At 59.5% G+C, this 20760-nt stretch carries 17 protein-coding genes; 3 read left to right on the top strand and 14 right to left on the bottom strand.

The features are described from left to right. Nucleotides 1–22: 22 nt before the first annotated feature. From JDEN_RS03970 to JDEN_RS13380, 14 genes are all read right to left on the bottom strand, one after another. Nucleotides 23–661, bottom strand: a complete 639-nt coding sequence (locus JDEN_RS03970; RefSeq protein WP_015771082.1) for an ABC transporter ATP-binding protein — start codon at nt 659–661, stop codon at nt 23–25. Continuing rightward, nucleotides 658–1593, bottom strand: a complete 936-nt coding sequence (locus JDEN_RS03965) for an ABC transporter ATP-binding protein (RefSeq protein WP_015771081.1) — start codon at nt 1591–1593, stop codon at nt 658–660. The genes JDEN_RS03970 and JDEN_RS03965 overlap by 4 nt, the downstream gene beginning before the upstream one ends. A 17-nt stretch (nt 1594–1610) precedes the next feature. Then, entirely contained in the window at nt 1611–3911 is a 2301-nt protein-coding gene (locus JDEN_RS12930) for a hypothetical protein (protein ID WP_015771080.1), read from the bottom strand. 7 nt (nt 3912–3918) lie between these two features. Further along, nucleotides 3919–6309: a hypothetical protein gene (locus tag JDEN_RS03950; RefSeq protein ID WP_015771079.1), complete on the bottom strand. Its 2391-nt coding sequence runs from the start codon at nt 6307–6309 to the stop codon at nt 3919–3921. A gap of 30 nt (nt 6310–6339) precedes the next feature. Further along, on the bottom strand, nt 6340–8070 hold the full coding sequence (locus JDEN_RS03945; RefSeq protein WP_015771078.1) for an ABC transporter ATP-binding protein: 1731 nt from the start codon (nt 8068–8070) through the stop codon (nt 6340–6342). Further along, nucleotides 8070–9029, bottom strand: a complete 960-nt coding sequence (locus tag JDEN_RS03940; RefSeq protein WP_015771077.1) for an ABC transporter permease — start codon at nt 9027–9029, stop codon at nt 8070–8072. The genes JDEN_RS03945 and JDEN_RS03940 overlap by 1 nt, the downstream gene beginning before the upstream one ends. A gap of 92 nt (nt 9030–9121) precedes the next feature. Continuing rightward, entirely contained in the window at nt 9122–10639 is a 1518-nt protein-coding gene (locus tag JDEN_RS03935; RefSeq protein ID WP_015771076.1) for an ABC transporter permease, read from the bottom strand. Between the two features lie 196 nt (nt 10640–10835). Beyond that, nucleotides 10836–12638 carry an ABC transporter family substrate-binding protein gene (locus tag JDEN_RS03930; protein WP_015771075.1) on the bottom strand — a complete coding sequence of 601 codons (1803 nt, stop codon included), beginning with the start codon at nt 12636–12638 and terminating at the stop codon, nt 10836–10838. A gap of 384 nt (nt 12639–13022) precedes the next feature. After that, nucleotides 13023–14084 carry a 2,3-butanediol dehydrogenase gene (locus tag JDEN_RS03925; RefSeq protein WP_015771074.1) on the bottom strand — a complete coding sequence of 354 codons (1062 nt, stop codon included), beginning with the start codon at nt 14082–14084 and terminating at the stop codon, nt 13023–13025. Between the two features lie 137 nt (nt 14085–14221). Beyond that, nucleotides 14222–14638 carry an endonuclease/exonuclease/phosphatase family protein gene (locus JDEN_RS03920; RefSeq protein ID WP_041287808.1) on the bottom strand — a complete coding sequence of 139 codons (417 nt, stop codon included), beginning with the start codon at nt 14636–14638 and terminating at the stop codon, nt 14222–14224. Nucleotides 14639–14927: 289 nt separating this feature from the next. Continuing rightward, nucleotides 14928–15401 carry a methyltransferase family protein gene (locus tag JDEN_RS03915; RefSeq protein WP_015771072.1) on the bottom strand — a complete coding sequence of 158 codons (474 nt, stop codon included), beginning with the start codon at nt 15399–15401 and terminating at the stop codon, nt 14928–14930. Then, entirely contained in the window at nt 15398–16021 is a 624-nt protein-coding gene (locus tag JDEN_RS03910; RefSeq protein WP_015771071.1) for an AAA family ATPase, read from the bottom strand. The genes JDEN_RS03915 and JDEN_RS03910 overlap by 4 nt, the downstream gene beginning before the upstream one ends. A 190-nt stretch (nt 16022–16211) precedes the next feature. After that, nucleotides 16212–16829 carry a DUF1648 domain-containing protein gene (locus JDEN_RS03905; RefSeq protein WP_015771070.1) on the bottom strand — a complete coding sequence of 206 codons (618 nt, stop codon included), beginning with the start codon at nt 16827–16829 and terminating at the stop codon, nt 16212–16214. Between the two features lie 91 nt (nt 16830–16920). After that, complete coding sequence (locus tag JDEN_RS13380) at nt 16921–17088, bottom strand: type II toxin-antitoxin system RelE family toxin (RefSeq protein WP_319014241.1); 168 nt, start codon at nt 17086–17088, stop codon at nt 16921–16923. A gap of 259 nt (nt 17089–17347) precedes the next feature. Between JDEN_RS13380 and JDEN_RS03900 the strand changes: the two genes are divergently transcribed. The 3 genes from JDEN_RS03900 to JDEN_RS03890 all read left to right on the top strand — a co-directional run bounded on the left by JDEN_RS03900 (nt 17348) and on the right by JDEN_RS03890 (nt 20746). Further along, a complete protein-coding gene (locus tag JDEN_RS03900) occupies nt 17348–18415 on the top strand; it encodes an LLM class flavin-dependent oxidoreductase (RefSeq protein WP_015771068.1) in 1068 nt (355 codons plus the stop codon). Nucleotides 18416–18497: 82 nt separating this feature from the next. Then, complete coding sequence (gene cmtR / locus JDEN_RS03895; protein WP_015771067.1) at nt 18498–18857, top strand: Cd(II)/Pb(II)-sensing metalloregulatory transcriptional regulator CmtR; 360 nt, start codon at nt 18498–18500, stop codon at nt 18855–18857. Continuing rightward, nucleotides 18854–20746 carry a heavy metal translocating P-type ATPase gene (locus tag JDEN_RS03890; protein WP_015771066.1) on the top strand — a complete coding sequence of 631 codons (1893 nt, stop codon included), beginning with the start codon at nt 18854–18856 and terminating at the stop codon, nt 20744–20746. The genes cmtR and JDEN_RS03890 overlap by 4 nt, the downstream gene beginning before the upstream one ends. Nucleotides 20747–20760 lie beyond the last annotated feature (14 nt).

Below are 20760 nucleotides of genomic sequence, written 5' to 3'. Positions count from 1 at the left end.
CGATGGCCTATGCAATCGTACTTCACGTGTCTCGTTCGTGGATGGTTCCGTCACGAATCTCAAGGACGCGATCAGCCCGCGCAACCACGAGAGGGTCATGAGTTGTCACGATTGCTCCCCGTTTGCCCTCGTGTCCGATCTCATGGATGAGGTCCATCACATTTTTGGCACTCGTCGAGTCGAGTTGGGCAGTTGGCTCGTCGGCGAGCAGGAGTGGAGATTGTTGCGCGAGCGCTCGGGCAATAGCAACACGTTGGCATTGCCCTCCCGATAATTGTGGAGGACGTTGGCGTTCGTGCCGGTCCAACCCCACCGATGCAAGCGCCAGGCGCGCTCGTGCAACTCTCATCGACTCGTCGACCCCAGCCACATGCAAGGGAAGCGTCACATTCTCAAGCGCAGTGAGAACATCAAACAGTGCAAGTTCTTGAGGGATGTGCGCCCACGGTGCGCCAGTCGTCACAGTCCCCTGCTGCGGTGCCAACAACCCAGCGATGAGATGAAGAAGAGTTGTTTTTCCCGCACCAGAGCGTCCTGTAATAGCCAGTATCTCTCCCGGCTGCACGACAAAAGTTGGCACAAACAAAGTAAACGATGACTGAGTCTTTGGGTACCGGAAGGTCACATCTGTGAGTTCCACCAGGGGCGCATCAATTGTCATGAGTGCCCCTCCGGCCTAATTTCCACGTGTCCATCTGTCATGGCCAGACGAACCCTGTCCACCAACCCTAGCTCGTGGGTGAACTCAGCAGGGATCTGGACGCGTCCCACCTGATCAATCACAGCAAATTCTTCCACAACTTCAGTCACCTGCCCATCAGGCGTTGTAGTGGTACGACGCAGCACTTCCAACGATGTGCGCCCATCGCGGATGGCAATTGTTCGTTGGACATGATTCGCAATGGTCGGGTCGTGAGTCACAACAACCACAGTTGTGCCGAACTGCCCGCTCACATCCGTGAACGCAGCCAACACATCACGTGACGCGTGATCATCTAAGTCGCCAGTAGGCTCATCAGCAAGAATGACACGAGGGTGACCAGCAAGGGCCACGGCGATAGCAAGCCGCTGCTGCTCTGCACTGTTGAGGGCGGCAGGGAACAAGTGCGCATGTCCATCCAACTGCAACGACGTGAGTACCTCATAGGCGCGTCTCCGTTGCGCACGGCGAGTACGCAAGCGATGCGGCTCACCTGCACCAAGACCTAACGGGAGCATGACATTATCAAGCACACTCAAATGCGATATGAGGTTCTTTGTCGTGTTCTGCCACACGAACCCCACACTCGAGCGAGCAAAATGGATTCGTTGCCGAGGGGTCAGCGTGGTCAAGTTGCGACCCGCAACCCATGCTTGCCCTGCCGTCGGAGTGTTGTGGCCAGACAAAATGGAAAGCAACGTTGATTTCCCAGACCCAGACGCCCCAATGATCGCCACCACTTCCCCACGAGACACTTTGAGACTGAGACCCTGAAGTGCTTGGACCTCAACCCCAGTTGACGCATAGATTTTCACCAGATCGCGCACGAGGATGTCAGCGTCAGACACATCAGGCTGGCTATGTTCACTCCAGATATGGCGTGTGGAGGGCACCGTGGAATCCTTGGTCATCATGTAAGCGTTTCAGTGAGAAAGTGAGCAATAAGAACAGCGGCACCGCTAGCCACCACAACTGCCGGTGCACACACAAATACCTGAGTCATGCTGTGCGAGGTCTGCGCTATCCGAGGTGACACCCGAAGAGAACGCAACATCTCCCTCTGCAACCGGGTGGAACGAACCATGGCAGTACGTAACGCCCACGTCCCAGCAAGCGCGGCAAGAAGGGCAGTGATCACGGCGCCCCATGCCGCCATCGTGGTCATGTGGATGCCAGGGTCACGCGCTGTTTCATCCAAAACCTCAGGATACATTTCCACCGTGCTATGCGGAACAACCACGGACACAGACTCCGCCGTTGCGGCGATATCCGCTATGTCCGCGCTGCTGCAATCAATAAAGACAACCCGTGGCGGCGGAACACTGGCAAAGAACTGTGCATCAACAATCAGCCACCGATTCACAGCAGGTAGCCCCGGGGCACCATCAACCACGGTGACAGTCAGCTCGGGAAGAACACCAAGACTTGTCACCACATCAACACCAACGGTCTGCCCGTCGACGATTCCAAGGTCAGCAGCCAGCCCTGAACTCATCACCGCTGTCGACGCCGACACATCACCGACACGCACCGCGTAAGCAGAATGCTCAGCCAACGACTGAATATCTGCAACATACAGATTAACCCCCTGCCGTGCCCCCCCGATCCGCACAGCAGCATCAGGAACCCATGACACTGTTGTCAGCCTGTCCACACCCTCAACAGTACGGATCTGCTCCACCGTGTCATCATCAACCCGCTGACTCGAGACCCGAATATCTGCCCCCACAGCGCTCTCAGCAACCCCCCGCAGTTGCACGTTACTGTCCACCAAAAACACAGCACCACTTACCACACCAATAGTGAGAGCAGTCACCAATACAACCGCACTCATGTGCCCTCGTTCGTGACGAATCCGTGCCACCGCAAGGACCACACCCGGAGATCGCAACGGAATCCGGGAAGCAACAAAGCGAGTGACCGCAACCCCCACCACACTGGTGACCGCGACCACCCCCACAAGCGTGGCAACTCGCGCCACCAAGTCAGTTCCAGACAACTCGAGCGAAGATATCGTGGACACCACGCGGCCTGCCTCAGCAAGAGACACCCATCGCCCATTCTCCAGCCCATAACGGGCCGCCAAGACAACAGTGACTACCCCCGCAACGACCGCCAGACCCACAACGCGCAAGCGAATGAGTGCACCCACCCACCACACCGCACCCCCACTAGCGCCGCGCGCTCGCAAGACACGCAGGAAGTCTGAGTGCGCATCGGCCATTAACCGCATCACCATCACCAACGCCACCACAGCAGCCGTCAACGCAACCACCAGGAACGCCGCAGCCGTGACAAGAACATGACGGCTCGCCAACGCCGCCGCTTCAAGAACATCAGGGGCACTGCTGGTCAACCGAAGACGCAACCCGAGCACATCAAACTCACGTCCGCCCACCCCACGAAGCTCAGTGGCGGTCCCCAACGGGTCCTTCACTTCCTCAGGAATGACCGGAACCCACATGGTGAGCGACGGTGGAGTGGCTGGAACAACGCCACTCGCATCGGCAAGAACAGCACGAACAGTGACGGTCAACCCGGCATTAAAATCGTCATCAATCAGCGGACCATTCAGCCCCGCAACATGATCCCACACGGGGGCATCCTCGATACGCGCCGAATAGGTCCCCACTAACTCAACGTCAGCGGTCCCCACTGTGCGTGTCTCCCCCACCTCCCACTGCAATGCGTCAGCAGACTCCACCGCAAGCACAACCTCCGGTGTCTGTGCAGACTCGACAGGAAGCCGACCATCGACGACAGTGACCTCACGGTCAAAACCAGGAACCACCGTCAACGACACCAACGGGTTACGGACCGGTGAGTCAGCAGGCACCCACGCTGTATCCTCGCGCCCTACAACTGCAACACGAACATCACCTGTGACCGCGTGGAGTGACGAACTGTACACGTCACGCGATTGACGGCCCGCGTCACCTGTCATCGCAGCAAGACACCCAAAACTACACTCGCGTCCACTGCCGTCCGGGTCATACTGGTCCCCGGGAAGCTGAGCAACAGCACGAAGATCTCGCGTTAACCCAGACACCTGGTCGAGTCGGTGCTCGACGAGAGCCTCTACCGCTGCTGACGCCATAACAGGTGTCCCAAGAAGGAGAACCGTGATCAACCACACGAGCGCAGCACCTGCCATTTGCCCATCAGGGATGGCCCGTGCCTGACGCCACGCTGCCCGTACAACAACCCCCATACGCCGCTCACCACCCCATCGCAGCGAGGAAAGTTGGCAGCATCAGCGCAGCCGCACCAACACCAGCCAGCGCACTGAGCGGAATTGTGACAACAGCAACCCACACCCACGTCACCCTGCGAGCCCGCAGAACGACATGACGGGGAAGCCCAATGAGTGCAGCAGCTCTCTCGTCCTTGGCCCACTCGCGGGCAGTAGCTGCATTGACCACCCACAACCCAGCCATTCCCATGACAGCGCTGACCGCGGCCGCTAAGACAAACACTATGTTCGGAAACACTCCGGTCGTCACAGACCTGACCGAAACGGTTGCCTCAGTTGGGGCATTATCGGCTGTGCGCGCCCACCCCTGTGTTGGGTGACGGGGCACGCCGCCAGAGCCAACGTGCGCCGACACGTATGCCTCAGTAGGCACAAGAACATCATCACGTGAATAGCGATCTTGCTCAAACACCTCTGTGAGCAGTACAACTACCCGTGAGCCTGCCGATGCGACAGTCACTTGATCCCCGATCTCCAGGGACATGTGCGTGGCAAAGCGTGTGCTCATCGCAGCGGGAATTGGGTCGGTGGCACCGATGGTGAAGGTGTCACCCAGCAGCACTGTTTCTGGGATGTGCCCCCACGCGGGGGGCAGAGGCTGATCGTTGACGTTGAGGGAAAGGTTCGTGAGATCGGCGGTGATCACCGTGCCATCGCTGTGTGCAGGTGGGGTGTTCACCGTGACTCGCGCGCCAGCGACCCGGTACCCATTCGTTGCAGAAGGGTCCACGGCATCGATGTGTGCTTGTCCGTGCTGGTCGTCCCATCGCCATGGCGCTGACGCGTTGGCGACGCGAATGTCACCGTCAGGATGGACCAGCCACACAGTTGTGTCAACGGTGAGACCCGCACCGGCGTAGTGGATCGTCTCGCTACTCCACCGGTCAGCGGTCAATGTCATGGTGATACGCCCGTCCTCGCCCACTGCGGGCAGCTGGGACGGTATTTTCGCGTGGAGGTCACGGGTAATCTGGGCTAGTTCACCATTGGTGACTACGGCTGACGTCGTGATGGGGACAGCACGCATGGCAACATCAGTAGATCCGACCTGACCAGTGAGATGTGTGGTGAACGCACGCGCATCCCGACGTGTTGCGTCACTATCTGTCAGTTCTCGTGACCTCAACGCTTGAACTTCGCCCCCTGCCTCCCATTCCACCGCGGCTGGAAACCTCGCTTCCACCGCCTGTTCTTCTGCGTCACGTGCACCATCAACAATGACCGCCGCCCACACCACAACTGCGACTATCGCCGCGCCGCTGGTTGCCAGCGCCAACATCCCTGCACGTGCATGGGCAACCGATGCCGTGCCCACGACCATGGCGGGTGAGGGATGGCGCAGCACCTTGGGGTAGCGCACAGCCGCGCGAGCTGCCCCAACTACTGCACCCACACCCACCACAATGCACGACAAGACGATGGCAGCCATCGCCCACACGGTGCCTGTTCCCATAGGGTGAGTCACTACCCACCACATCGCGCTGATCAGGATCGTGATCACAACCCCGACGAGCACTGTCACGAGCTGGCGTTGCCGCACCACGGTGCGTGGCGGCTGGGGACCGCAGGCCAACCACACAATGGTTGTCGCCACCGCACACGACACCCCTGTTGCGGTGAGCACACCAACGGCAGCGACCACCCACTCACGAGGTGTCGGGGCCAACAGCCATGAACCGCCAACGACAAGGAACCCCGCCACCACGGAGGCAATCGCTGGTACACCCGCAACAACCGTCGCCATCTGATGCCAAGCAGCTCCGCGTGCACGCAGTGTCGACGCCCATGCACGTGCTCGTTCTGCAGAGACGACACACACCCCAACAACAACGGCCATGCTCACCAACCACACCACCACGACCGGGGTACGAGCAACCTCGCGGGCGCGGTCGACATCAATAGTGACCTGGTTGAGTGCTGGCACAAGCTCGTCATCGATCACGATCCCACGGTCGCCCAACCCTGCATCACGAAGCACAGTCGGGACAGTATCCAGCTCTTCCATGACCTCGCCCAGGTACCGAGCTGTGATTGTGGTGGGATCCACTGACACTGTGAGGAGAAGGAAATCGGTACCGCCCGCTGGGTCCGCTTGCGTTGTCACCGCTGCCTCAACACCGGCTGTCGATGCGGTTTCTGTCACCCATCGGGAGACATCCTGCGGGATACGACCAGATTCGGGCAGCCGCGTGTGCGCTGTGAACTGTGGCATGGTGACAAGCTGTTCATGGCCGGCAATCACCCGAGTCACACTGGTCTCAACGAGGGCGCCGAGAGCTCCTAGTACGGCCATGAGCAGGACGAAAACTGCGAAGGTGGCGATAAAAAGGCCACGAAATACACGGTATAAGTGCATCTCGTGGCCCTTTCGATGATGTGACGACGGCTAGTTCAAGCGAAGTTCAGTGCGTTGTTCACCGAGTTGGTTCAGCAACGCGTACCGTGCTTCACGGCGGCGGCGCTGTTCCCCAGGTTCAGGGACAGGCGCTGCAGCAATGAGCCTCTTGGTGTACTCCTGTTGTGGTGCTCCCAGCACTTGGTCACGGCTGCCTTGTTCAACGATCTGACCGTTTTCCAGGACCACGACTCGGTGAGCCAACATGTCAATAACAGCGAGGTCGTGGGACACGAAGATGCACGCGAACTGGTAGCGTTCCTGCAGTTCAAGGAACATTTTGAGAACAGACGCTTGGACAGAAACATCCAATGCTGAAGTCGGTTCGTCTGCAACCAAGAACTCAGGGTCTAACACGAGCGCCCGCGCGATCGACACACGTTGGCGTTGACCACCTGAGAGTTCGTGTGGGTAGCGGTTGATGACTGTCCGTGGCAGTTCAACTGCTTCAAGAAGTTCCTCGACGCGCTTCAGTTGTGATGCACGGTTCCCGACCTTATGGACCACGAGAGGTTCGGCAATGCAGTCACCGATGGGGAAGCGTGGATTGAGTGATGAGGCAGGGTCCTGGAAGACAACCCCCACTCGGCGTCGGAGTTGTTTCTCCTGTGCTCGCTTAATGGTGTGGAGGTCTTCACCAAGGATCGACACGGAACCAGAATGTGCCGGGATCAGCCCGAGCGCGCACCGCGCAATCGTCGACTTCCCTGACCCTGATTCACCGACAAGACCGACGATTTCTCCTGGTGCTACGGAGAAAGTGACGTCATCAACGGCTCGGAATGGCGCTTTGCCAGTTCGTTGGTATTCCACCACGAGGTTTTGCACGTCGAGCGCGAGTGACTGCCCAGGTTTGAGCGGCTCCACGGGTGTACGTCGCATACCAAACTGGGCTGGGCCTCGACCCAAGTGTGGGACAGCAGCAAGCAGCTTCTTGGTGTACGGGTGCTGAGGACGGGTGAGAACCTCATCAGCGGTTCCCCGCTCCACAATGTCCCCCTTGAACATGACGGCAACTCGATCAGCCATGTCCGCAACCACACCCATGTTGTGGGTGATGAGCAGAATTCCGGTGTTGAGTTTGTCCTTCAACGATCGAAGGAGGTCAAGAATTTCGGCCTGCACTGTCACGTCAAGTGCAGTGGTGGGTTCGTCAGCGATAATGACGCGCGGGTTACACGCCAAAGCGAGCGCGATAACGACACGTTGACGCTGACCACCAGACATTTCGTGTGGGTACTGTTTGACACGACGCTCTGGTTCAGGGATGCCAACCATGCGCAACAATTCCACTGCACGCGCATCGGCTTCTGTTCCATGGGCTATGTCGTGCAGTTCCAGGGACTCTGTGAGCTGGTCGCCGATAGTCAGCACGGGGTTGAGTGCTGTCATGGGTTCCTGGAACACCATGGCAACATCGTTGCCACGCATACGACGCAACGATTTGTCATCGAGTTTGTTGACGAACTTGTCAGTGACTCGAATATCACCGTTAATCCGCGCGTTGCTAGGTAACAGCCCCAGAGCGGTCATCGAAGTCACCGATTTTCCGGAACCGGACTCTCCAACAAGAGCGAGTACTTCACCGGGGCGAACTTGAAGAGAAATGCCTTTGACAGCATGGACAGACCCAAACTCTGTTCCAAACTGGACATCGAGGTCAGCGAACTGCAAGACAGGTTCAGAGCCTGTCTCTGGGGTGTGGGATGGTGCTGTCGTCATCAGTCCTTGCTCCTGTTCTGGCGTGGGTCGAACGCGTCGCGAAGGCCGTCACCAATGAAGTTAATCGTCAACGCAATGAGAAGAATCATGATGCCGGGGAACCAGAACAACCAGGGGCGGGTCAGGAATGCGTTTTGGTACTGGCTGATCAACAAACCCAGTGATACATCAGGTGACTGAACCCCAAAACCCAGGTAGGACAGGGAGGTTTCAAGCAAAATCGCTGACGCAATGGACAACGTGGCTGACACGATGATGACACCGATTGTGTTGGGCAGGATGTGCTTAAAAATGATGCGCCACGGGCTGGTCCCAATTGCACGAGCCGATGCGACAAACTCACGTTCACGAAGGGAGAGCACTTCACCACGCACGAGGCGGGCTAGTCCTGTCCACGTGACAATGGCGAGCATCAGAGCAAGAAAGAACACGCCCTTGTCGGAGGCAGCACGAGCCAGTACAGCTGCCAACGCCAGCAACGGGATGATAATGACGAGGTCAGTCATCCGCATGAGGAAGGCCTCTGCGAACCCTCTGAAGTATCCAGCGAGAGCACCAACGATGGTTCCAATAATCGTGGACACGATTCCTACAGTGAACGCAACGAGGAGTGAAATCTGGGTTCCACGCATCACCAGCGCGAAGTAATCCTTGCCAATGGTGTCTTGTCCAAAGGGGTGTTCCCCTAAACCGGTCCAGGAGATAGTTGGCGCTCCCCCATTGACGATGGGATTTGCGGAGATGAAGTTCTTGTCCCACCACCCAGGGATTGGTCCGACCCCGATCGAACTGATGGACAGCAGTGCGATAAATCCGAGCACGATCAAGGAGACGATGGCCCCTTTGTGCCGAAAGAATCGACGTCGAACGAGCTGCCCCTGGGAGTAGGTTTTTTGCGAATCGCTGATTTCCGATTCAATGCTAAAGGCGTCGCCGCCTGTCTGTTGGATATTAGACATGGGTCGCTCCAGTGAGGGATGCCACGGGGCTGGTGAGCCGGGCGGCACGAATTCGTCCGTGGTGTACGTTCCGGTTGTTGAAAGTCACCAGGTCACCGCCTAATCCGTGGGTCAAGGGCAGCGTAGGCCAAGTCAGCGATGAGGTTCATGACGATCGCTGCTGTTCCGGTGACAAGGAAGAAAGCCATGACCGGCGCCGGGTCCACGGCGCGAAGCCCAGTTTCGAACATCTCACCCATTCCCTTCCACCCGAAGACCTTTTCGGTAATGACAGCGCCACCAATGAGGCCAGCGAAGTCGAAGGCCACGATTGTCGTGATGGGGATCAGCGCGTTGCGGAAACCGTGTTTCACAATGACCACGCGCTCAGAAAGCCCCTTGGACCGTGCTGTGCGAATGTAATCCTGATTCAGTACCTCGAGCATGGAGGAGCGGGTGTACCGCGTGTAGGACGCAACCGAAATCAGTGTCAGCACGATGGTTGGCAACAGGATCTGTGCCCCGAGGTCAAGCAGTGTTTCCCAGAATCCGCCAGGGAAGTTTGGGGTCTGAGAACCAATAGTGGAAATCGGGCGCGGCTTGAGTGCAAGCATGGAACCCCAGTGGGCGACTGCTGCGTCAATGAATGTGAGGAATGCGATCGACACACCGGTGAAGAGGGAAAGGTTGGCTGCCGCCTTGCGCGAATAACCCCCCATGAACCATCCGATGGCGTAGCTGACCACAATCGTCAATACAAACAGCCCAATGAGGAGTAACCACGTTGGTTCGTCAATGAGTGGACGGACAGGTAAGTAGGCCAGGATTCCCACACCTGCAGTGGTCAGCGTTGCGTACAGCACCTTGCGGTTGTTGATACCGGAAAATAGTGCGGTGGACCCCACCGCGGCTGCGATTCCGACGAGCGCGACGAATCCGATCCCGAGCATTGGGCGGCGGAACCATTCTACTGAGGAGAAGTAGGCAAGGGCGCCAGCGATCACGACAAGTGCGATTCCAGCGGTGAGAAGTCTGCGTTTCCAGTGCCCACCGAGGACAGCTTGGAGGATGAAACCAAGGATGACCGCGATGAGGATGATCTGCACCGGCGTCAGTGTGGGTTCTCGCATCCAGTTGTTGAACTCGATGCCAGCGTATTCCTTGAGAAGCACGGCAACCCAGAACACGGGGAGGGAGTAGAAGAGGAAGGCCAAGAAGGTGACAACGTAGTCGAACCCAGAGTATTGGCGGATCGCGGTGAGAATACCAACGATGATACCGACGACGATGGCGATCACCGTGGCAAAAACAACGAGACGGAGGGTTGAGCTTGCTGCTGCGCCAAGCATTGAGCCGACGTCAACACCATTTCGGTTGGTGCCGAGGTCGCAGTTCAAGGCGACACATTTGGATACTCCGGTGAGCCAGTCCCAGTAGCGGGAGTACCAGGGCTGGTCGAGCCCCATGTATGCGGTGCGTTGTTGAATCAGGTAGTCGCGGTTCTCCGCATTTGACTCACGTAGGTCCTCGAGGGGGTCACCAGAATTAATGGTGAGGACGAACAGGAGGAGGGATCCGCCGAGCAGGACGAGGAATGAGACCCCGAGTCTGCGCAGAATGTATCTCGTCACGAACTTGTCCTTAGGTACTTTGGCGCCGACGATGATCGATCGTCATACCGCAACCCACTTATCATGCCACGGATAGCGGCGTGTGTTGCGACCGCGCAACGGGGTGGGGCTGTTTCCGGCCCCACCCCGTTTATCGCTGTGACGCTCACACGTTAAGCGGTTATCTTACACTGTCTGTCTGAGTGTCTGAATCCGCTTACTCTGCGCGGACCCACTGCTCGGCGTTCCACGCGACTGTGGACTGCGTTGCTGTGCGGCGCACGTTTTGCAGGCTGGAGTCGTATGCGGTAACACCTGGGTGTGCGAACAGTGGAATACCGTAGAGGTCGTCCCACAGGTTCTTCTCGATGACCTTGACCTGCTCAAGTTGCTGGCTGGTGTCAAGGGTGGAGGAGAGTGCTTCCCATGCAATGTCGATAGCTTCAGAGGAGTACTTACCGTAGTTCTGCTGACCCTTGGTCGAGTAGATGTTTTGACCGGAGACAACCTGGCCTGAACCTGCCCACGCGTACATGGCTACATCGTAGTCACCGTTGGGGAGGGTCTTGGAGAAGAAGTCTGGTCCGGCAACATTCTGAACGTCGAATCCAGCCTTGTTGCAGGACTCTTGGATGAGTTGGAACTCAGCGTCACGGCGTGCGTTGGGCTGTGAGTATCCAAGGCGAACAGTGAATGGTGTTTCTACGCCAGCTTCTGCGAGCTTTGCTTTTGCACCGTCGATGTCAACCTCGTCGTAACGGCCGTCATATGCTTCGGAGACAACTTCGTCGTAGTTGGCTTGGAAGGGGAACACCTCGCGAGCGTTCATGACAACTGCCTCTGAGTCAACTGGCTTGATGAGCTTGTCGACGATGTCTTGACGAGGAACACACATGGCGAATGCTTCACGGAGGGCAAGGTTTGCACCCATTTCGTTGCCGTCGATGAAGTTGAAGTCAAGGTGTTCCCAGGTCAGGCTTTGACCTGTTGCCATGGTGACGGTGTCACCAATCTGCCCGATCTGAGCAACAGTGTCCACATCGGCCTGTGGTTCGATGACGTGCAGGTCACCATTACGCAGCGCCTGAACCTGTGCCTCTGGTGCAACAAAGCGGTACACGAGCGTCTTGGTTGCCGGCGGGGTACCCCAGTAGTTCTCGTTGGCTTCCAGGGTCACGGACTGACCGCGCTCCCATGAGGACAACTTGTAGGGGCCGTTCACTGGGACGATAGCCTCGTCAGGAAGCTCACCTGGGTTGGGGGAGAGCCAACCTTCATTCCAGAACTTCGCAGCTGGACGAAGAGCCTCAACATCCTTGTCCTGGATGGCGGTAACGAGCTCGTCAAGGGTCATGCCTGCTTGCTCAGCAACAATGTGTGCTGGGAACGCTAAGTTCACCTGGAGCTGGTAGTCGGGGTAGGGGTTTTCGTATTCGAAAGTGAAGGTCTTGCCACCAGGCTCGCCCTGTGGACCGGCAGGGGTACGACCACCAAAGTCAAGTCCACCAACGTGGTTGAACAGTGGCTTCGGGTTACCCTCTTCGTCCTCACCATCGGCGATTGCCTGGGCAGCCCATTCGAGGAGGTAGTCCTCGTAGGCAACAGGTTCGCCGTCTGACCAGGTGACGTTGTCGTTGATGGTGTACTCAACAACCATGGGGTCTTCAGAGACAAGGCGGAAGTTACCGAACTGTTCGTTCTGGTACACGGTGCCGTCAGTACCGTAGTACATGAAGCCTTCGATGAGGCGTTCGTTGATGACCGAGTTGTAGGTTGAGTAGGTCTCGGGGGTGTTTCCGTTGAAGCCGAGCCACTCTTCACCACCAAGCGAGTAGTAGATGGTGTCTTCTTTGGTGGTCACATCGCCGAGGTCGACTTTGCCGGTGGTGTCAGCTTCACCCTGGTTGGTGCCACCGGTCGTCTCGTTCTGCTCTGGCTCTTCTGACGTACCGCAGGCTGCGAGCACCAGCGAGGCGCTCATGAGGACTGCGAAAGGCGCAGCCATCTTCCTGATCTTCACTGTTCCTCCTCGAGGGACGGGAGGTGCCCGCTCTTCACTGTCACTGTCGTGGATGCTGGTTGTTACCAGCGCCGCTTGCGTGACCGGGCACTACTACTCCCATTGGGTTAATTAGAAAGGTACACACGCCACAGCACTGCTGACGACAAGATCGCGCAATATCACAGTCATCGTTATCAAAGAGATACTGACTGGTAACTTCAGAAACACATATCTCATCTGATGGACATTAGTTGCGATGAAGCGCTGAATTATGCGCCTAACGACTTAGTCACATCAACGGGATGAGCGCTTAACGTTTGTGACGTAACAATCACGCCCTTGTGTTTCCGTTATGTTTCCAACTCGTTAAATCAACGGATGTACCGCCCAAGATGGGGGCTCCTACCCACGTGGATTGACAATGATTTTGACGTGGTGCTCATTGTTCTCAATAAGTTGCGTGAAACCTTGCGCCACCAAGTCGTCTAACCCAATCCGTGCAGTAATAAAGGGAGCGAGGTCCACTTTGCCCTCTTGCACGAGTTGGATGGTGGCCGGGTGATCTCCCGCATAACCGATCGTTCCGCGCAGATCGATTTCCTTCAGCACCAACGCGGGGAGGTCCACCTCAGGCTTGTGACCCCAAATAGACACGTTCACGATGACGCCGCCCGGGCGCACCGCATCCATGAGCATGTCAAGAACAACCGGGACCGAAGAACATTCAAACCCCACATCGGCGCCATGGCCACCGGTCAATTCACGCACCTCAGCGGCGACATCCACCTCACGAGGGTCAAACACCGCATCTGCCACCCCCGTTGACCGTGCCTTGTCCTTGCGGGCCGTGGACACTTCAGAGACGTAAACAGTCAGTCCTTTAGCCTTCAACACCGCAGCCGTGAGTAGCCCAATGGGACCAGCCCCGCCCACGATCGCGACGTCCCCCGCTTGTGCTGCTGACCGCACAAACGCATGATGCCCAACTGCCAATGGTTCAATGAGTGCCGCCTGATCAAGGGGAATGTCACCAACAGGATGAACCCAGCGGCGTTCCACAACGATTTTCTCAGAGAGCCCACCGCCGCGGCCCCCAAGCCCAATGAAGTTCATGTCAGGCGACAGTTGATAGGACTGCCCCGGTGTTGTGTCCACATCGGACCGGATAATGTACGGCTCCACGACAACAGACTCACCCACTGCCACATCTGTGACCCCCTCCCCCAGCGCGGTCACAACCCCTGAGAATTCGTGCCCCATCGTGATAGGGGCTTCTTCCCCAGAGATCGGGTGTGGGCTACCTTTCGGCGGGATGAAAATGGGACCTTCAAGATACTCATGAAGGTCTGTTCCACAAATCCCGCACCAGGCCACATCAATGGCAACCGTACCTGGTTGCAGTTGCGGCTCATCGATGTCTTCAATCCGGATATCTTTGCGGTCGTAATACCGTGCTGCCTTCATGACGTCTCCCCCATCGGCCGTGGTTTCACAGAACTCGCAGGGATCACCGTATGGTGATGCGGGTTCTTCTTCCACCCTAGGCCGACTACTCACAGTTCTCTCGCGCTGATCGTCTGCGAGCGCATCGGAAGGCGAATTCACCCTGCTGGGCAGGCGTTGAGGGTTGCGGTGACGGCGGCATGGTCGGTGCCTGGGATGGTGAGCGTTCCTGTGCTCATCACGCCAAAATCTCTGGTGAGAATATGGTCGAGGGTTGTGAATGGCCCTAGTTTTTCGCCCATGGGCCAGGTCCATTGACCGATGCGCGAGCCAAGCCCAGCCGGCGTATCAAGCCCACTGGTCGCCGACCGGAACGCGGCGTGCCCCCTGCCCGCATTAAAGTCCCCAGCGAGAATCAGCGGCAGGTCCGTGTGTGTGCGCTGAAACGTGCCGACGCCCGCAAGCGTGTTCGCCCACGCCTCACCCTGGCTGGTTGGCGGGTAGGGGTGGCTGACTCCCACCGGCGTGTCTGCCAAGGCTGTGAGGAACGGTTCGTCCACCTCGAGCAGCACCACCAGGTCAGCATGGGCATCACCCCAGCGATCGCCGCAATCAGGAGGATCGTTGCGGCGGCAAACGACCGGGCACACAGAGCCGCGAGCGCGCACACGACCAACCCCAGGGCGGCCCACAGCAGGACTGCCTGGGCAATGGGGATGAGGCTTAGCCCACGAACGGTGCCAAGGACTGTAAGGTGTGGCAGCGTGGCGAAGATGTTAGCGCACACGGCCGCAGTGATTAACAGGATGCGGCGCAGGAGCTTGGTGGTTGACGCGGGTGTGCCGGGCGTGGAATGTGGGTTGTTCACCGGGCGAACCGTGCAACACTGCCCGGGGTGATCCACCGGGGTACGGTGGCGCAGTAGCGTTCGTACTCGGGTCCGAACGTTGCTGTGAGCCCGTGTTCTTCTGCGGGGATTTGGGTGGCGTTCATGACGGCCACGAACGCGGCTGCAGGGACCAGTGCCACCAGGGAACGCCGCGCAACAGCCTGTGCAACGAGGCCACCTGCTAACGCGACGTACATGGGGTTTCTCGTGATCTGGTGCACGCCGTCGGTGACCAACGCGGATGATTGTTCGGTTTTGTGTGGGTGGATGGTTGTGTGGAGTCGGGCGAACTCGCGGATACTGTTCGCACCGAGCGCGAGGGCTGCGGACGCAAGGGCGCTACTAACGATGCGCGATCTGAGTGTGGTGGGGCGGCGTCGCGTCACAGCGTGTTGTGTGGTTGCTGCGGCTGCGAACCAGACAGCGGGTGGGATGTGTGGTGTTTTCATGTGTCCTCACGACGGTGGTCATGTCCATGCATTGAGGGTGGAGTGAGTGTGCGCAGCCAGCGTGATACGTGTGCACGCCCTCGCAACCGTACAACGTGAGGTGAGGAGCGCGCCTGGTGTTCCCACCGCGCGCGTAGGGCTGAGTGCTGACGCCACGCAAAGAGCACAATGTTGTGGTTAGGGTCGGTGGACAACCACCCACGGATGCGTTCAGTGTTGCCATGCCACAGTGGTTCTTGGGTGATACCACGCTTCAGGGTCCTTGTGATTACTCGCCACATGGTGAGCAGGCGCGGGTGGTCTAGCCAGACCACAACATCGGCGCCTCCCGGTGTTCCCGGGGTGAGCATCCCGTTGAGGCGGCTTGTCCAGTTCCCATCCATGACCCACCCGTGTGAGTGCGCAGCCTGGAACGCACGGATACTTGCGTGGGCTTCATCGAGGTCTCGAAACGTCCAATGTTCTTTCCAAAACACGGCATCCAACTCCAGATGCGCTACCTCCAGTTGGTGCGCGACCTTTCGTGCCAGCGTCGTTTTTCCCGCCCCGGACACGCCAACAATCCAGATACGGCGCGGGTGAATGTGGTCGTCATTGTGCGGGACATTCGAAGAAGTCACGTCGAGTTCCTTCGTGTTTCTCATCAGTGAAGCAAAGATGGGTGGCCGTGGTACACAGTGCGGTGAAGCATGGTTCGATCGACGTGGTGGGACCCAACCCCACCGTTATGGCGACTGTGAGCGTCTCAACGGTCGGTTATGGCCGACACAGTCGTCATAGTGGTCCGTGTTCGGCGACAGTTGGGGGTGGTCACTTCCCAGTCGGTGGGACGGGTTTCGTCGGTCGGTAGCGGGCACTTGCGTACATCCAGGTGGTATACCCCACCAGAGCGAGAACGTAGGCCACAAGCAGGATGGTGAACCACCAACTTGGTACCACTCCCCCAGGTTGGTGAGCGGCATACCCGATCAGGACGTCAACCGTGGTGAGAAGGACAACGGTCAACGCAACGATCACCATGAGGTCCTCGCGCAGGAGCCGTTCACACCGTATGAGCCGATGCGGTTCGGCGATCCACCACTCCTTGTGTGGGGAATTCAGTGTGTCCGGGGCTGCCAGAACAAGACGAGATAAGAACACGAGGGGAAAGATCGTTGCGAGCGGCACGAGGATAGAGAAGGCCAGAGCACCAGTTTTTGATGCCCACCCATCAGGGACACCACCTGAGGACCAGTGGATGGGAACTTCGTCGGGAAGTGTCAGCGCCAACCACACCACAACGACTATCCAGAGCGCGGTGGCTGCCCCAAACACCACGGTTACCCACCGCGCTGCCGGTTCTCGCTCCAGTGTTTTGGCCTCCGCCATGACCTCACGCAGGTGGGCTTGACGTTCCCGCCACGAACTATTGACTCCACTGTTTCCCATCAGCCTAGATTAAGGGATAGCCGGATGGACCGGCGGGTAGAGCTTCCCGACCATCATCCCTCCTCAGTGGCAGTCCACGATCTCGACGTCTTCAGCCCCGGTAGACGTCACGCCTGTTGCCCGCTGCAACAACCACGACAAAGAGTTCGTCGTCATGGATCTCGTAGATGACCCGCCAATTCCCCGTACGAACGCGCCAGGCATCACGGCCAGTGAGCTTCTTCGATGCCGGCGGTCGAGGCTCCTCGGCCGCATCCACAAGCCGATTGTGCCGCGTGATATCACTGAGCCGAGAACTCCGCACGACAGAACAGCCTCTTCGTTCACGGCTTCCAGGGGATCCGGGTGCGGAAATGAGACGCCACGTTGTCTCCTCACGAGCGTATTCGGCCAGATCACGGCACGGGGCACGCAGGCGGTCGACAACCAGAGCGCAACTTAGACGTTAAACCGGAACTCCACGGTATCTCGTTGCACAGTTACTTTCTCGTTAACACCATCACAAGGAGTGTTATCCAATGAAAGCGTTCGGATTCTTAAGCTTCGGGCATTACGCCTTCGGTGGCCAGCGCGGGCCATCTGCGGAAAAGATCGCCAAGACTCATCTGGAGGTCGCCCAGGCCGCGGACGAAATCGGCGTGAACAACGCGTCCTTCCGTGTCCACCACTTCGTGCCGCAGGCCTCCGCCCCGATGCCGCTGCTGGGGGCTGTCGCGGCCACCACCAATCACATCGAGGTGGGCACCGGGGTCATCGACATGCGCTATGAAAACCCGCTCTACCTCGCCGAAGAGGCCGCATCGCTGTACCACATTTCCGGTGGCCGCGTGGCGCTGGGCGTCTCACGCGGTGCCCCGGAGGTGGCTGACCGCGGCTGGGAGGCCTTCGGCTACAAGGGCGAAGCTCCCAACGGCGCGGACGTGGCACGCGCCCACCTCGATGCGTTCATGGCTGCAGTGGACGGCAACGGGTTCGCCACCGCCGCACCGCTGGACCGGCAGTACCCCAACATGTTCCATCCCGGCTCCGCCCTGCCGGTCTTCCCCATGGCGCCGGAGCTGCGCAAACACATTTTCTACGGCTCCGGCACCCACACCTCGGCGGAACAGGCCGCCAAGGACGGGCTCAACCTGATGTCGTCCACCCTGGTGTCCGAGACCACCGCCGAGACCCTGGGCGAAATCCAGGCGGATCAGATCAGCCGCTACCGCGCCGCGTGGAAGGAGGCGGGCCACGATTGGACGCCGCGCGTGTCGGTGTCCCGCTCCGTCTTCCCCATCGTCGACGGCGCGGACATGCAGATGTTCGGCATGCAGGCCTCCGGCTCCGACCAGGTGGGCACGCTGCCTGACGTCGGCGCCTCCACCTTCGGCCGCACCTACGCCGCCGAGCCGGACAAGCTCATTGAGCAGCTCAAAGCCGACGCCGCCGTCATATCCGCCGACACCCTTCTCATCACTATCCCTACCGGGATGGGCGTAGACGTCAACGTGAAGATCTTGGACAACTTCGCCACGCATGTCGCCCCCGCGTTGGGTTGGCAGCCGAACCGCGAAGGCCCAGTTACCGGCTATCCCATCGACTAATTCCTGCCGGTCACAGGCACTGCGCGTTCATGTCAGTTCAGTCTATCTTGAATAATTCAGCTTGTGCTGTATAGTTCAGCGCATGCTGACTATTGCTTCACGCCTCGACGTCATGAACCGGCTCGGCCGAGCTATGGCCGATCCGACGCGCTCCCGAATCCTGATGACCCTACTCGACGGCCCGAGCTACCCGGCCGTGCTCTCGGACAGCTTGGACCTGACCCGCTCGAACGTCTCGAACCACCTGACCTGCCTGCGCGACTGCGGCATCGTCGTCGCCGAGCCAGAGGGCCGCAAGACTCGGTACGAAATCGCCGATCCGCACCTCGCGGCAGCGCTCGACGCGCTGGTGAACGCGACGTTGGATGTCGACGAAAACGCCCCGTGCATCGACCCTGAGTGCTCGGTGCCCGGCTGCGGCGTGAAGGGAGCGGACGCATGAGCTCGGCGTGTGGATGCGAACACGAACCCGCCGCGGAGATCGAAGAGCTCGATCGGCCATGGTGGAAGGACCCCGAGTTGCTACTGCCGATCTTCTCCGGCGTAGCCCTCTGCACAGGCCTGGCACTGGACTGGTCCGGGCTGGAGACGCCCGCAACGGTAGTGTTTTGGGTTGGCCTGCTGCTGGGTGCGTATACGTTCGCGCCTGGAGCGATCCAGAACCTTGTCACGAAGCGCAAGCTCGGCATTGGCCTGCTGATGACGATCAGCGCGGTTGGCGCGGTAATCCTCGGCTTCGTCGGAGAGGCCGCGGCGCTAGCGTTCCTATACTCGATCGCCGAGGCACTGGAAGACAAGGCCATGGACCGAGCCCAGGGCGGACTGCGGGCACTGTTGAAGTTGGTACCGCAGACCACGACGGTGCTGCGTGACGGCACGGCGGTCGAGGTCACAGCGAAGGACCTCGTGGTTGGCGAGCTGATGCTTGTGCGCCCCGGGGAGCGGATCGCCACGGACGGCATCATTCGTTCCGGACGTTCCAGCATTGACACCTCAGCGGTCACCGGAGAATCCATTCCGGAGGAGGTCGCGCCCGGCGACGAGGTGCCCGCGGCAGCGATCAACTCCGCCGGTGTGCTGGAGGTCGAGACGACCGCAGCTGGAACGGACAACTCGCTGACCACACTCGTGGACCTAGTCGAGCAGGCGCAGGCGGAAAAGGGCGACCGCGCCCGGATTGCCGACCGGATTGCCCGACCCCTGGTGCCCGGAGTGATGATCCTGGCGGTGCTGGTCGGCGTGATCGGCTCGCTGCTCGGCGACCCCGAGACGTGGATCACCCGTGCGCTGGTGGTCCTGGTCGCCGCGTCGCCGTGCGCGCTGGCAATCTCCGTGCCGCTGACGGTCGTGGCCGCGATCGGCGCGGCCAGCCAGTTTGGCGTGGTCATCAAGTCCGGTGCGGCGTTCGAGCGGCTCGGCGGCATCCGTCACCTGGCGGTGGACAAGACCGGAACCCTCACCCGCAACCAGCCCGAGGTTACCGGCGTGGTCCCGGCAGTGGAATTCGATCGGGCGCAGGTGCTTGCCTTCGCGGCGGCAGTTGAGCAGCAATCGACACACCCCCTCGCCGCGGCGATCGCGGCAGCGGTGCCCGAAGTGCCCGCCGCCCAGGACATCAGCGAGGAAGCCGGACATGGCATCGGCGGCACCGTCGAAGGTCGACGGGTGCTGGTGGGCAGCCCCCGGTGGATCGACGCCGGGCCACTAAAGGCAGACGTTGAGCGCATGGAGTCCGAGGGCCAGACCTGCGTCCTTGTCACCGTCGATGACGCCCTCGCCGGGGCGATCGGGGTCCGCGACGAGCTGCGGCCCGAGGTACCCCAAGTCGTGCAGACCCTGCGCACCAACGGCGTGGAAGTGAGCATGCTCACCGGCGACAACACTCGCACCGCGCGGGCGCTGGCTGAAATCGCCGGAATCGACGACGTGCGCGCCGAGCTGCGTCCAGAGGACAAGACAAGCATCGTCGCCGAACTCTCCTCCAAGACGCCGACGGCGATGATCGGCGACGGCATCAACGATGCTCCGGCATTGGCGGGCGCGACGGTGGGCATCGCGATGGGAGCAACCGGTTCTGACGCCGCGATCGAGTCCGCTGACGTCGCCTTCACCGGCCACGACCTCCGGCTGATCCCGCAGGCGCTGCAGCACGCCCGCCGAGGCAGCAGGATCATCAACCAAAACATCGTGCTGTCTCTGGCCATCATCATCGTGTTGATGCCGCTGGCGATCAGCGGCGTGCTGGGCCTGGCTGCCGTCGTGTTGGTTCACGAGGTCGCCGAAGTCATCGTGATCTTGAACGGCCTGCGGGCTGCGCAAGCGAAGCGCTGAGTCGAGTTACGTTG

The organism is Jonesia denitrificans DSM 20603, assembly GCF_000024065.1.
GTDB classification, from domain to species: Bacteria; Actinomycetota; Actinomycetes; order Actinomycetales; family Cellulomonadaceae; genus Jonesia; species Jonesia denitrificans.
Note: the sequence above shows the minus strand (reverse complement) of the source record. Positions and strands in the feature narration are given on the sequence as shown.

Excerpts from the sequence above, each read along its gene's own strand:
- JDEN_RS03940 (WP_015771077.1), bottom strand. The coding sequence starts at position 9,029 with ATGTCTAATATCCAACAGACAGGCGGCGACGCCTTTAGCATTGAATCG.
- JDEN_RS03905 (WP_015771070.1), bottom strand. The coding sequence starts at position 16,829 with ATGGGAAACAGTGGAGTCAATAGTTCGTGGCGGGAACGTCAAGCCCAC.
- JDEN_RS03915 (WP_015771072.1), bottom strand. The coding sequence starts at position 15,401 with ATGAAAACACCACACATCCCACCCGCTGTCTGGTTCGCAGCCGCAGCA.
- JDEN_RS03970 (WP_015771082.1), bottom strand. The coding sequence starts at position 661 with ATGACAATTGATGCGCCCCTGGTGGAACTCACAGATGTGACCTTCCGG.
- JDEN_RS03925 (WP_015771074.1), bottom strand. The coding sequence starts at position 14,084 with ATGAAGGCAGCACGGTATTACGACCGCAAAGATATCCGGATTGAAGAC.
- JDEN_RS03950 (WP_015771079.1), bottom strand. The coding sequence starts at position 6,309 with ATGCACTTATACCGTGTATTTCGTGGCCTTTTTATCGCCACCTTCGCA.
- JDEN_RS03900 (WP_015771068.1), top strand. The coding sequence starts at position 17,348 with ATGAAAGCGTTCGGATTCTTAAGCTTCGGGCATTACGCCTTCGGTGGC.
- JDEN_RS03890 (WP_015771066.1), top strand. The coding sequence starts at position 18,854 with ATGAGCTCGGCGTGTGGATGCGAACACGAACCCGCCGCGGAGATCGAA.
- JDEN_RS12930 (WP_015771080.1), bottom strand. The coding sequence starts at position 3,911 with ATGGGGGTTGTTGTACGGGCAGCGTGGCGTCAGGCACGGGCCATCCCT.
- cmtR (WP_015771067.1), top strand. The coding sequence starts at position 18,498 with ATGCTGACTATTGCTTCACGCCTCGACGTCATGAACCGGCTCGGCCGA.
- JDEN_RS03945 (WP_015771078.1), bottom strand. The coding sequence starts at position 8,070 with ATGACGACAGCACCATCCCACACCCCAGAGACAGGCTCTGAACCTGTC.